The following is a 12266-nucleotide window of genomic DNA, read 5'->3' on the forward strand; positions in this document are numbered from 1 at the left end:
GTTGACGAAAGTAATTTTTTGACAGGTGGAGTGCGAGCGCTTGCACTAATACTTGAGAAGGTACGTTACGCTAAAATTATTCACTATCTTCTGAAGACTACAATTCTTTGATATTCGATTCAGGCACATCTACTGATAAATCATTTTCCTGATTGTTAATTCCTCTTTCAGCTTGTACTCTGTCTCTATTTAGAAGACGCTTTTAGGAAGCACTTGCTGAATTTTTTGAAATCCTTGAGATCCAAATGGGCGATTAGCTTGTTATTATCGGCATCGCCGGTTGCTCCTGATATCGTGGTATTCCTAAACGATTCAAACGGTAAATATAGTTTTGGCGATATTTTCGATACTATCTCTAGCACTAGCGACTCACACCAAAATATTAAACAAAGGAAGAGAGGGGGATGATCGCAACGATCGCACAAATTCTCCCGCAACTTTCCCCAATACCAATTTTCCCAGACGATGAAACAGTTGTGAACCTCCGAAACAGTGCAGCCACCGGGGGACTGCCCCTACTATCGGCTTCCCGATCGCCTGAAATTCCTCCAACCTCCCACCAGAAGTCGCCTCAACAGAATCCGACTCAGAATGCTGCACAAATACCGCAACCACCGACAATTCCTCACCCCCAACACTCTCCACTTGCGCGATCGCAACAGATAATGTCATCGGCACCCCCAAAATCGGTTCAACGAGGGCATCTCGGTTGAGCAGCTTCCAGTGTGAGGGCGAAGCATTCGGATTGTAAATCTCTGCTTTTGAGTCATAGATTCTTCGCCCGAATGCTTCGCCCCTACATCCCGGTTCAACTCCCCCATTCCCCTCAGACATTTCCTCAATTGCTGGCTCCGTTACCGGAGGTGTCGCAGCCAATTCCGTTTGGGTTTTTTCCTCTTTCTCTAACTGTTCCGATAAAGTCACAGTCTCAGACAGAATCGGTTCAACTTGAGCAGCCTTCTGAGCAGCCTTCTTAGACTTGGCTGGTGTGGCTGCAACCTTGGCTATATCCGGTTCAGTCACATCCTCCCCGATAAAATATCCCCGCAATTCCTTTACGAGAATTTCCCGCGCCTGGGAGATGCGCTTGCAGACATTCTGGTAGGTAATATTTTGCCGATCGCCTATCTCTTGATAAGACAGTTCTTCATAAAAATGCAGGATAAAAGTCTCGCGCATCCTGGCTGGTAACTCATCAATAGCGGCCCGAACGATCCGGTTTTTATCGTCACGCTCCAAGGCGCTTCCTGGCGTATCGTCAACCGCAACCAGTCCTATATCTTGTCGCTCCGCATAAACTTCTATATCCTCAACTTGGTTCCCACAAGGACGACGTTTTAGATCGATCCAGAAATTCCGAGTCAGCGCCGTCAGCCAAGATTTGAAGTTTTCGATTTTTTCCGCGTACTTTTGTGCTTTTTTCAACGCTTTGAGCATCGCCTGACTCAGCAAATCTTCCGCTTCCATTGAGTTGCCGTTCGTCCACTTGAGGCAGCACCGAAATAGGTAGTCTCGGTACTGTTGGAAGAGTTGCCAGAAGGCACCGATTTCACCGGCGGCAAGGCGTTGTAAAAGTTGCTGTTCTTCTGCTTGGTTTGCTATGGGGTTAGTAGTGGCTTGCACCATGATTCCACCTAGTCAATGTATTGAAAGCTAATATGCACTGTTTTGTGTTAACCGATCGATCCCTTTGACTTGGAAGACAGCTAACTGCACCCACTGTTCTCCCATATCTTTCAGCACCTTTGAAAAAGTTGGCTCAGTACGAAATTTGTTGCCGGACGCGGCTATTGCACGCATGCGTCCGCTGTTGAATGCCTTGGCAGCAGTAATATTCTGATTTATCGAGCCATTACCCCCTGTAGATTCAATTTAATCTTTTTGCTAGCCTTAATTATCAGCTTGTTTTATTTGTCATCTATCTCTAGACATATTTAATATAAGTCTTTGGATAGATGCTTGTCAAGGGAAATCAATAAAATTTGTGTAAAGAAAACGTCATAGAAGGTAAAAATTCAACATTTCCTGGTTTGGGCCTGAGTAACGTAGAAAAAGGTTGAGAAGAAATGCCCCAATTTACATTCACCTCTAGAGCAAATAGTTCTTGAGATAATTGGTACATCCTTATATCCCTCCGTCCATAGGGGATTTACTGATATAAAAATGATGGACGCACTATTCTGTAAATTACGAGCTAAACAATAGCCGTAATTTCACGCTCGACGTGCGATCGCACACACCCTGAACAATATGGTAGTAATTAAGTAGAAGTCCCTTTTGTAGGGTTAAACCCTGATTATAACTTTATCGTTCAAAAGCTATGAAAGTCTATTAATTGCTTCCACAGGTTGTGAAACGGCATCTGATCTCTATAATACTTCCTCTCCCCCGCCTTTGTAAGTCGGAAAAGTCGGATCGTAAAGTCGGAAAAGTCGGATCTTGCATAATCTATCGAGCTCAGGTTCCTACAACTTCAGGGAACTGTGTAGAACTGGTGCAGGACAGCTATCAAAACCAGACAATGCTATGGCTGCGGTGGTGGGACACCGAGGGCAATTTGCTGCTGACAGGTGCAGAACGAGCCTCTAGAACCCAACAAGCACTTTTTGATAATTCCTCGGCTGTTGGGAATGGGATTGAATGCAGAGCAAGTGGGATAAGCCCTGGGTTTATCAGTAGAGTTCGTCAGGCAGCATTCCCAATCTTGATGCAGCTAAATTTGGCTTTCCCGCACAAGAATTGTGGATTCTCAATCTAGCAAACCTTGCAGTGCATCCGGCTATCGCCATTACTCCCTAAAAAACCAAGGGTTCTCGTGGCCAGGGGGTAAATTTTTACCCGACTGTCAAGCTCTGCGAGACAACAACATTTTAGTCGATTGATTGTCAGGTTAGCCAGACCACAATATTTTGCCTTATTATCGAGGTCAGCCTTACACTCGTTTTCAGCCTCAACGGAGCGCAAAAACCAGACAGGCCGGCCTCAACTTTATTGCTTGCATAACGGCTGCTATGCTACAAAATCGCTTCATAAATTTTAGCTACCTGCCAATTTTCTCAGACTTCGTAAACTTGATTTTTTATTCAATTTAGATACTGTAACTTGACTATTTAATCAATTCACTTGTTGTTAAAAAGGCTAAAAAATAGCTAATTGTTGTGGAGCGTTAAAATCAGGGATTTGCAGTATAAAGTCAGGCGTTTGCAGTATAAAGTCAGGCGGAAAGCAGGTATTTGCAGGGGGTGCACTTTACCTGCAAATGCCTCTGTAAATATCCTGCAAATGCCTGCAATTTTATGCCAAATTACTGCTTTTTTGTGTCGAGCGTACATTTGCCTGTTGGGACTGGTTATGGCTGTTCTCAATCGGTAGCAAGCAATGGTTTTGTGATCGCAAACTCTGACTTTTACGTGCAAACAAAAAATAATGCACCTTTATGAATGGGACATCCTAGGTGTCAAGGCGCTTGATTTTTATCCGATATTCGACTGTGCCGGCTGTTCACATTGCTCCTGCTGTTGTGACAACTTCGTACCAGCACTGGCATCAATTCCTGCCGTCACACCTGGGTAGCGAGCGATCGGCTTGAGCGACAGCTCGATCGCCCATGACGGAGCTCATAGAATCAAACAGGCGATCGGCTACTCATCTCGCGCCGTAGCTTCAGCTATTAAGAAGATTTTGCGATGGCAACCGACGTGGGTCTTTCTTGCATCCACCGATGTTTTGGCGATCGTCGGCAAGACGCAATTTGAAGAGTTTAAGCAGCTAAAAGGTGATGGGCGATCTCATAAAAACGCATAAAAACGCATAAAAACGCATATTGCCGAAAGTTTTCCTAGGTCTGCCACTCTTTGATTTTTCCGTGCTGACCACGGAGAAACCAGGAGCGATCGGCTTCTTCGGCAGCCCGATCGTTTCTGATTGATTCCCCGGTAAATCGATAGGGAATAAGAAATTACTATTTCTATAAATGGATAGGCGGGGAAACAACACTTTCCCCCTTTAAAGCTGGAGACTGTTACAGCTCCCTCAGCCTATTCATATACAGCAAATTCCATGTAAATGTGGTACACTACATTCAGTACATCAGCAGAAAAAATGAAAGCTTATTCGCTCGAGTTTCGTAAAAAAATAATTAAAGCCTATGAACAAGGTGATACATCAGTCAGGAAAGTAGCCCAACGTTTTGATGTGAGTAAAGCCTTTGTTCAAAAAATCTTAAAACAAAAACAAACGACTGGTCACATTCAACCAAAAAAACAGGGTGGAAGCCTTAAAAGTGTGTTGCACTCGTCCCCAGATAAATTGGTCTAAATGGTAGAAAAATATCCTGATAGTACCTTATTAGAATATTGTGAATATTGGCTAGATAGCTACCAACAATCTGTCCGTCCTAGTATGATGTGTCGCGAATTAATCAAACAAAATCTGACGCGAAAAAAAAGACAATACGGAGTAGTCAATCTGCCACCGACCGAGTGCAACTTTGGAGGTGTGAATATTGGGACAAAGTGAAAAATATCGACCCTGACAACCTCGTTTTTTTGGATGAAATGGGTGTTCTATTGGGGTTAACACGAACCCATGCACGTTCAAGATGTGGTAGTAGAGTCTATGATTTAAAACCATTTTATCGGGGTGCTCTCATTCACAGTTATTGGAGCAATCAGCTTAAAAAAAGTAGTAGGATTAATGACGCTCAACGGGGCGATGGATAGTCAGGCATTTGCAGTTTTTGTTGAACAGTGCTTAGTGCCAAACTTATGGGAGGGTGCAGTCGTTGTTATGGATAATCTACCAGCCCATAAATTGGCGGTGATTGAACCACTGATTCAAGCCGCTGGTGCAAGTGTTCTGAATTTATCACCCTATTCTCCTGACTTTAATCCAATCGAATTATGGTGGTCACAACTCAAAGCTTTTTTACGTAAGTTTAAGTTTTCGCCCACTACTACCAAGATGGTTGATGTTTTACTAGCTACGGCGCTTGACGCGGGTTAATCCACAGCACTTTAAAAACTGGTTTACAAGCTGCTGCTACTGTACTTCATAAACCTGGAATCCGCTGTATGTGCCTTTCGGTTAGCTGCATTCAGTGCCTCCATCTCTCAATTCAGCAATTATTTTTTCCGTCTTTCTGCTAGCACGGCGCTGTCCATAAAGTCGTGCAGCAAAGCTTGTAATTATCGCTACCAAGTCTTGCATTAACTCATCTTTTCCGTTCTCTGCAAGATTAACTATTTCTAGTTTAACTCCTGACCGAAGAAGCAATACGCCTAAATAATTCGTACCAAATCGAGCCAATCGGTCTTTATGTTCCACTAGCAGAATGTCGTAACCATCTTGTTGTAGTAGTGTTTCCAACTGCTTTCTGTGGTCATTCAATCCGCTGCCTATTTCTTTTACGTTTCTAACGATTTGATAGCCATTAGCAATGGCGTATTTAGCCAACCGCTCCGATTGGCGGTTAAGGTTTTCTTTGTTTTCGGAGGAAGAGACTCTACTGTACAGGGCGACTCGATTCTTCTTGACTTCGGTGGATGACGCTTGTGGCACGTAGTCAACGATGATTAGACCGCTTTCTGTTTGTCGTGCCGGATGTGGTAGTTTATTCGCTTTCCACCACCGCCACGCAGTTGTGTAACTTATGCCTATTGCTTTGGCGTAGTCAGGTAGTTTCATTTTGACCTCCTGACTACATCTTACCATCATTGCTTACTAATGCTTATAAGCTTAATGAAGTTTTACAATACTTTGCCATAAAAAAGAGCGGATTTTTTAGGCTGACTGATGAAGAGTTTGAGAAGCTAGAATCTTACTGCGAATCACCAGGGATATCGAAATCAGATGCTCTAAGGGAGCTCATTAGAAGCCTTAATATCAAGAAAAAGCCCTCAAGCGAAGGACGAGGCTTTAGACCCAAATTTTCGGCAAAAATAATGGAATCCTTATAAAATAAGGATTCCATCTATCGGAGCGGCGGGATTTGAACCCACGACCCCTACTACCCCAAAGTAGTGCGCTACCAAGCTGCGCTACGCCCCGACAGCTTTAACAGCTTAGCATAGAATTCCCAAAAAAGTCAAAAAACTTTTAAAACTTTTGCGGCCTGCACCAAACTCGGAACCGCAGCCTCCGGCCAAAAACCCTCGCACCTCCTGCCAGCATTCAGGATCAACTGCACGCTGTAAGCTTCGGGATAGCCTTCCACCTGCACCCACAGCAAGTCGCTTTCGGCTTCAATGGCTATTTTTTCCTCGTCCATTAACTCAGAGGCCATTTGACTCATGGTGTCGGCCAATTGCCCCAACAATAGGCAAAAATCGTTTAACTCAGCCTCCGTGAGTTCGATCGCCCAACCGTCGCCAGCCACCAAACCCTTAAACTCCTCCGCCTCCGGGTTCCATCCCAAACGCCACCCAACACCCGTTTTAATTACACGTTCCACCATTGAGGGATTTTAGATTTTAGATTTTGGATTTTAGATTAGGAATGAGAATTAAATAACTTCCACTCTTGAAAGTGGGATGGGCGTCTCGCCCGTCCAAAAAGGACGGGCGGGACGCCCATCCCACAATAACAATTAAAATTGTAAGTTATTTAATTCGCGATCCTTAGTAGAACTTACCCATAAATACGAAACGGAAGAAACCGGGTTTTTTAGCTGTGTTAAAGGGTCAACAGCAATATTTCCGTAAAAAACCCGGTTTCTGTATCCATGAGTATTAAGGTGCCAGCAACTTCGCATCTCCCGGCTGCGGCTGCGGTATCTCCGGCGAATTCGATCGCCCTTGTGGTTTTTCCCCCGCCGTCGGTGTGCGCCCACCCCCGGCAGTCTCCGTAAAAACATCAACCAAAGCTTGAACCAAAGCATCCCGCTGTGCTCTATTTAACCTTTGAATAGCAGCGCGATCCTGTTCCATTGGATTCGATCGCAAAACGTCCTTTCCCGGATAAACGCTTTCCACCAAATAATCGGGACTCGCCCCCAAATAGTCAGCTAAACTCAACTTCCAATCAAAGCGGTAATTGGGCGGCCGTCCTTTGACAAATACGTGATATCGAATCAACCGCCCGACTAAAGTATTAGTAGGATCGACTTTTCCAGTTTCCTTAGAAATGTAGTTATTTTCGATCGGCAAATCCGGCAATTTTTCGTACACCAATTTCCACGCATCTTGCACCCTCACTTGTGGCGGCGCAGATTGTTGAGCCACCCGCTGCACTGAGGCCGACTCAGAACTCCGCAGCAGCGAAGGTTTCAAAGCCGACATACTCAGTTCCCCGGATTCCAATACCCAACTCAAAAGCGTGAAAATCGCTACACTCAAAGTAACCAACAGAAAACTTAAGCCCTGCTTTAATCTATTCACGGTTTTGACAAGAATTTCAAAAATAGAATAATTTCATAAACTTACCCCAAGCAGATGTCCTAGTTTCTAATTTTAGGACTTAGGAAAAGAAACCCGGTTTAGGAAAATCAGAAGTTTGTCAACGAGACAGCTAAGAAGAAACCGGGTTTCTCGCCCAGGCCCGCCAGTCTAGTTTGAGAAAGTTTTGAGTGTGGAGTGTGAAAAAATTGCTCGCAATTCACCACTCAAAACCCAAAACTCCCAAAGTCTAGATGTCTCCGATAATTTCCGGCTGAGTCAGTTCGTCCGACATCTCAAATATCGCCCGCATTACAGGTTTCATTTGATGGTCATCCATATTGTCAAAATCTTCATAGCGACGGCGTTTTGCGCGGTTCGCCACCTGCACCGTAATCCGATAGCGGTTGGATGCACCGTTAATCAACTCTTCTGCCCGACGAGTTAGCTGAGTTGAATCGAAGGTTGGACGCTTAACCATGAGACTCCCTACTTTATGTAATGTTACATTCTAGTCTAGTATGTCAAGATTCATAATTTATTAACTGAGTATCATTGCTTATGCAGGTAGCAACAGCCTATTCCTTTGGTCACTTGCATCGGGGAAATTCTCATCCCCTCAAATTGGTTGCTTTCGGTGACAGCTTAATCTACGGTTTCGGCGACGGTGTAGGCGGTGGCTGGGTAGAAAGATTGCGGCGCCAGTGGATGTTACCGGAGAGTGCAGGACACGTTTTATACAATTTGGGCGTTCGGGGCGATCGGGCTTATCAAGTCTCCCAGCGGCTCGAAAACGAGTTTCGCCACCGGGGCGAACTCAGAAACCGCGTCCCGGATGCGATTATTCTTTCCGTAGGCCTCAACGATTCGGCGAGAGTGCAGTCGCCTACCGGGCGCAGCTACACTGATTTTGAACATTTTAAAACTGTTTTGGATCATTTGTTAAACCTGTCCCAACAACTTTGTCCGGTGATATTTGTCGGGATGGTGCCAGTGGATGAAAGTAAAATGCCTTTTCAAGATTGTTTGTATTACAATCATGCTGACCAATATCGGTATAAAGAGGCAACGAAATTAGCTTGTGAGTTGCGGGGAATTCCCTATTTAGATATTTTTGATAAATGGGTAAATCGGGGCAGTGATTGGTGGCGATCGCGCCTGATTGCAGATGGACTTCATCCCAATGCAGCGGGCTATCAATCTTTATTTGAAGATGTGACAAGTTGGGAGCCGCTCGCCAGCATTAGTCATTAGTCAGTTGTCAGTTGTTAGTTGTCAGCTAGGCTGTTGCGCCTGTTATGCAGCTTGTCTAAAAAACTGTGTAATTGATATTACTCTTTTTTTACAAGCAGCTATGTGCGTATACACTCTACTTTGAATGAAAACTTCAGCTTAGGGATTCCGCTTGCCTGTAAAAGACGTGCGATCGTGTCTACACTTTCATCGTATGACATATTATCTTTAGAACCAAATGGAATATCTGCTTTCCATTTCCCATTTAAGGTGACAGTGAGTATAGCAGGTGCTATAAATCTTCTAGGCGATACATACGCCTTGCTTACATATCCTTCTTCTTTGTTCAGCTTTACTTTAGCAAAAGCGGACAAGTAGGTTTCTAGCAGCAACCAAAACACTCTATCTACTGTCGCCTGCAAATAAACTTCGTTGTAACGTTCGCGCAAAGAGATTTGACTCGTCATCCCTTTTGCACCATATATTGTATTGTTCATCCGAATAACTTCAGAATTAACAATTCTGTCTCCTATAGGCTCTTCGAGCTTACCAAAGAATGGCTTAATAAAAATATTCATTCTTTTATCTGTACTGCTGTCTATGTAATTATCATCCTTTGGTAATTGCTCTAGATACCTATTTACCTCATAACGATTTAAGTCAATACCGCGTTCCGTTAACAAGGTGGCCAGATATTGTTTTTTATTGGCAAGATTAGCTAACCTTACCAGCATACCTGTATTACTATCCCGGACAGTTGTTGTGTTGGTTGGTAATACTTGCGCTTGACTGAAATCTATCTCTTCATTAAAAAGTAATTTAACGAAATCTTGTTTATAAGGATATATTCGTTCTATAGCCTTGCGGGAAAGTCTCTCATATAGGTCATCTTGGTTATCTTTAGCCAAAGATATCCCTCCAATCCCAAGCAAACACTTATTTTTTAGGAGGGCTAAAGAAGCTTCATCAACAGCCCTAACGTCTACATTTGCCACTTGAGTCAAATCGTACCCTTGAATGTATTGTAAGGCTTGTCGATCGATTCCATATACTTCTATAACGAACCCATTAACCAACAATCTTCTCACGGCTAATTCATAAATGGGTTTACCTTTATAAGTATAAGCAAATTCCCAATTATTATAATAATTACTGCGCTTTCTAAAAATCCTTCTCAGGAAACGCATTTCTGAGTTCCAGTTGTTGCCTAATTCACTTAGATTTATGCAAATGTGTATTACACTCAGAGGCAAAACAGCCTTTTTTACTCTCCAATTATTTTCCCAAGAGATAGAAGTTTCTATAAATTTAAGGTCTTCTTTTCTGGGGGATTCTACACCTAATACAAAACTGTACGGGGCTAGGCTAAATAACGTTTCCTGTAATAATCTCTCTGTGGGAGCTAATTGCTTAGCCTTGACTTGAGTTCGATTCAACTGCGGGCTGTACTGCTCAATCCGCTGCTGTTCAAGAATGTCAAGTAGCGATTCAGGCAACAATTCGTAGTAGATAGTAAACTGTTTTTTTCGTTGCTTTTGTAGTTGATCTAGTCTGTGGTGACTATCACCTGTCCACCGGGTACGAAGATTCTTTGCTTTTCCGATGTACCAAATTATAAATTTTTCATCTACAACGTAATATATTCCAGATTCTTGCGGCAGTAGTGTTCTGCTCTTTAAACTTATATGAGGTAATTGCAATATCTGTTCGTCTGCACTCATATTTTTGTTTTCTAGTTGATGCGATGTGTCTCTAGAGCTAATATTCTAATGTGGGCGAACTAATGTCAAGGGAACTCGCAGTTCTTCTCAAACCGCTTTGTCCGTAAATCCTGTTAATTGTAGAGACAAGGTAGTCTTTAGACAGCAGTAACAATCAAGTAGGGTGCCTCAGCTAGGATTATTTCCCCTACAAACTAAGAATCTCACAACTGACGCACTCCCGCAAAAAACGGTGCGTCCGATTCATACTTTTCGTGCACATTGAAAATCTCAAACGTGACGCACGCTACCACAAGAGTAAACATTGACCATCAAGTGAAACTTGATAAAATGCTCAGTAACCAGGTGGGTGTTGCAAGCTACCAACCACTTTGTCGATCGCTTCTGCGATCGCCAACAACTCGATTTCGCACCACCGCTTACCAACAATTTGCATCCCAATCGGTAAACCATTTTGAGTTTGTCCAATTGGAATTACCACGGCAGGATGTCCACTAAGATTAGAAGGCAGGGTGTAAGCCCCGTTTGCCACTGCATGAGGATAGGATCTGCCATTAACCTCAACGGCACTCCAAGCGGGACGATGAGTAAACGCAGCGGTTGCCGCAACGGGACAAAGCCATACATCCCACGGTTCTAATGCCTCATCTATATGGGCAGTGAAGGCATCGCGCTGTGTGAGTGCCTCGAAATATCCTTTCAAACTTGGATTCAATATCTCAGGTAGGAATCTGCTGAAATCTCCCAATTTTCGGAGTTCCTTGTCGCCTTGGGTTGCGGTGCGGAAGATTAACTCTAAACTACGACGCAGGTTATATCTATCCTGCGGTTGAGCGTAGATAGTGAGGTACATTGAGATCCGTCCGTAGAGATTCAATATTTTGGAAAGCTCAAAGTCTTTGGGAAGCCAGCGTTCGGTGTGGACACCTGCGTGAGAGAGTGTCTGCACGATCGACTCCATAGCTGCTCGAATTTCAGAAGCAACGGGAACTTCGGCCCATTCAGCGCTCCAAGCGATTTTGAGATGCTGCAAAGGCTTGCCAGAGGGTTGATCGAGCGGAATCGGCGGGACATCAGGGCGTCGCAGATCCGCGCCTGCAATTAACGAAAAACATAGCCGGATGTCTTCTAGCGATCGAGCAAAACAGCCTACTGTCATCATTTGCCGAATAGACAGTGGCATTCCCGGCACTTCAGGAATCTGCCCTGCTGTAGAAATACGGCGATCTGTCGGCTTTAAACCATATATGCCACAGAAATGAGCGGGTTGACGCACCGAACCCCCGAAATCGTTCCCCAAATCCAACGGTGAAAGTCCTGCTGCGACAGCCGCGGCACTCCCTCCAGAACTGCCACCCGGTGTGTAGTCAAGATGCCAAGGATTATTCACCCGTGGAAACAGAGAATTTGTGCTTTGATAATTGGCAGCCAGTTCCGCCATGTTGGTTTTTCCCATGATGACAGCACCTGCTGCCCGCAATCTCGCAACAGCAGTTGCATCCTGTTGAGGGACATAATCTTTGAGGGGAATATAGCCTGCTGTGGTGCGGAGTCCGGCTGTTTCAAAAATGTCTTTAATCGTGATGGGAACCCCATGTAAAGCACCCCAGTTTTCTCCTCTGGCTAGGGCTTCATCGGCAAGTCTTGCTCTAGTACGAGCATTGTCTTCATCCAGGGTACAAATGGCGTTTAATTGCGAGTTGTGCTTGGCGATTTGAGTAAGGTAAGCGTCGAGAACTTCGACAGCAGAGACTTCGCGATCGCGAATCAGTCGCGCTAGCTGATGGGCAGAGGCAAACGTCAGGCTACTCATAGGCAACAAACAGGTATTTCTCGATCGAGTCAATTATATTCACTTTTAGTTAGGAATGAGAATTAAATAACTTCCACAAGTTTGTGGGATGGGCGTCCCGCCCGTCCAAAAAGGACGGGCGGGACG

General features: G+C 44.3%; 11 protein-coding genes, 1 tRNA gene and 1 pseudogene. 5 read left to right on the top strand and 8 right to left on the bottom strand.

The window, feature by feature from the left end:
• Positions 1–369: 369 nt before the first annotated feature.
• A complete protein-coding gene (locus QUA00_RS30110; protein ID WP_333412142.1) occupies positions 370–1626 on the bottom strand; it encodes a sigma-70 family RNA polymerase sigma factor in 1257 nt (418 codons plus the stop codon).
• A gap of 865 nt (positions 1627–2491) precedes the next feature.
• On the opposite strand from QUA00_RS30110, the pseudogene QUA00_RS30115 reads away from it, so the two are divergent.
• From QUA00_RS30115 to QUA00_RS30130, 4 genes and pseudogenes are all read left to right on the top strand, one after another.
• A pseudogene (locus QUA00_RS30115) lies at positions 2492–2660 on the top strand (Uma2 family endonuclease); the annotation flags it as partial.
• 925 nt (positions 2661–3585) lie between these two features.
• Positions 3586–3804 (top strand): hypothetical protein, encoded by a 219-nt coding sequence (locus QUA00_RS30120; protein WP_333308855.1) that lies wholly within the window; start codon positions 3586–3588, stop codon positions 3802–3804.
• 297 nt (positions 3805–4101) lie between these two features.
• The gene (locus QUA00_RS30125) at positions 4102–4317 is read left to right on the top strand and encodes an IS630 transposase-related protein (RefSeq protein WP_333412143.1); all 216 of its coding nucleotides are present in this window, start codon (positions 4102–4104) and stop codon (positions 4315–4317) included.
• Between the two features lie 324 nt (positions 4318–4641).
• A complete protein-coding gene (locus tag QUA00_RS30130) occupies positions 4642–5004 on the top strand; it encodes a transposase (RefSeq protein WP_333412144.1) in 363 nt (120 codons plus the stop codon).
• A gap of 81 nt (positions 5005–5085) precedes the next feature.
• Here the strand turns inward: QUA00_RS30130 and QUA00_RS30135 are convergent, their stop codons facing one another.
• The 5 genes from QUA00_RS30135 to QUA00_RS30155 form a co-directional block, all read right to left on the bottom strand.
• Positions 5086–5685 carry an IS607 family transposase gene (locus tag QUA00_RS30135; RefSeq protein ID WP_333310907.1) on the bottom strand — a complete coding sequence of 200 codons (600 nt, stop codon included), beginning with the start codon at positions 5683–5685 and terminating at the stop codon, positions 5086–5088.
• Between the two features lie 289 nt (positions 5686–5974).
• Positions 5975–6048 (bottom strand) — tRNA-Pro (locus QUA00_RS30140).
• Positions 6049–6085: 37 nt separating this feature from the next.
• A complete protein-coding gene (locus tag QUA00_RS30145) occupies positions 6086–6454 on the bottom strand; it encodes a DUF1818 family protein (protein WP_333310905.1) in 369 nt (122 codons plus the stop codon).
• 274 nt (positions 6455–6728) lie between these two features.
• On the bottom strand, positions 6729–7376 hold the full coding sequence (locus QUA00_RS30150) for a hypothetical protein (RefSeq protein WP_333412145.1): 648 nt from the start codon (positions 7374–7376) through the stop codon (positions 6729–6731).
• A gap of 247 nt (positions 7377–7623) precedes the next feature.
• Positions 7624–7854, bottom strand: a complete 231-nt coding sequence (locus QUA00_RS30155; RefSeq protein ID WP_015175138.1) for a DNA-directed RNA polymerase subunit omega — start codon at positions 7852–7854, stop codon at positions 7624–7626.
• Positions 7855–7934: 80 nt separating this feature from the next.
• Between QUA00_RS30155 and QUA00_RS30160 the strand changes: the two genes are divergently transcribed.
• The gene (locus tag QUA00_RS30160; RefSeq protein ID WP_333148171.1) at positions 7935–8627 is read left to right on the top strand and encodes a GDSL-type esterase/lipase family protein; all 693 of its coding nucleotides are present in this window, start codon (positions 7935–7937) and stop codon (positions 8625–8627) included.
• Between the two features lie 98 nt (positions 8628–8725).
• Here QUA00_RS30160 and QUA00_RS30165 read toward each other — a convergent pair whose 3' ends face one another.
• Together QUA00_RS30165 and QUA00_RS30170 are read right to left on the bottom strand one after the other, a co-directional pair.
• Complete coding sequence (locus tag QUA00_RS30165) at positions 8726–10327, bottom strand: hypothetical protein (RefSeq protein WP_333148169.1); 1602 nt, start codon at positions 10325–10327, stop codon at positions 8726–8728.
• Positions 10328–10661: 334 nt separating this feature from the next.
• A complete protein-coding gene (locus QUA00_RS30170) occupies positions 10662–12140 on the bottom strand; it encodes an amidase (RefSeq protein WP_333412146.1) in 1479 nt (492 codons plus the stop codon).
• Positions 12141–12266 lie beyond the last annotated feature (126 nt).

It is taken from the genome of Microcoleus sp. T2B6, from assembly GCF_036700475.1.
GTDB lineage: Bacteria > Cyanobacteriota > Cyanobacteriia > Cyanobacteriales > Microcoleaceae > Microcoleus.

Coding starts and splice junctions, on each gene's coding strand:
- QUA00_RS30110 (WP_333412142.1), bottom strand. CDS start 1,626: ATGGTGCAAGCCACTACTAACCCCATAGCAAACCAAGCAGAAGAACAG.
- QUA00_RS30125 (WP_333412143.1), top strand. CDS start 4,102: ATGAAAGCTTATTCGCTCGAGTTTCGTAAAAAAATAATTAAAGCCTAT.
- QUA00_RS30135 (WP_333310907.1), bottom strand. CDS start 5,685: ATGAAACTACCTGACTACGCCAAAGCAATAGGCATAAGTTACACAACT.
- QUA00_RS30145 (WP_333310905.1), bottom strand. CDS start 6,454: ATGGTGGAACGTGTAATTAAAACGGGTGTTGGGTGGCGTTTGGGATGG.
- QUA00_RS30155 (WP_015175138.1), bottom strand. CDS start 7,854: ATGGTTAAGCGTCCAACCTTCGATTCAACTCAGCTAACTCGTCGGGCA.
- QUA00_RS30160 (WP_333148171.1), top strand. CDS start 7,935: ATGCAGGTAGCAACAGCCTATTCCTTTGGTCACTTGCATCGGGGAAAT.
- QUA00_RS30165 (WP_333148169.1), bottom strand. CDS start 10,327: ATGAGTGCAGACGAACAGATATTGCAATTACCTCATATAAGTTTAAAG.
- QUA00_RS30170 (WP_333412146.1), bottom strand. CDS start 12,140: ATGAGTAGCCTGACGTTTGCCTCTGCCCATCAGCTAGCGCGACTGATT.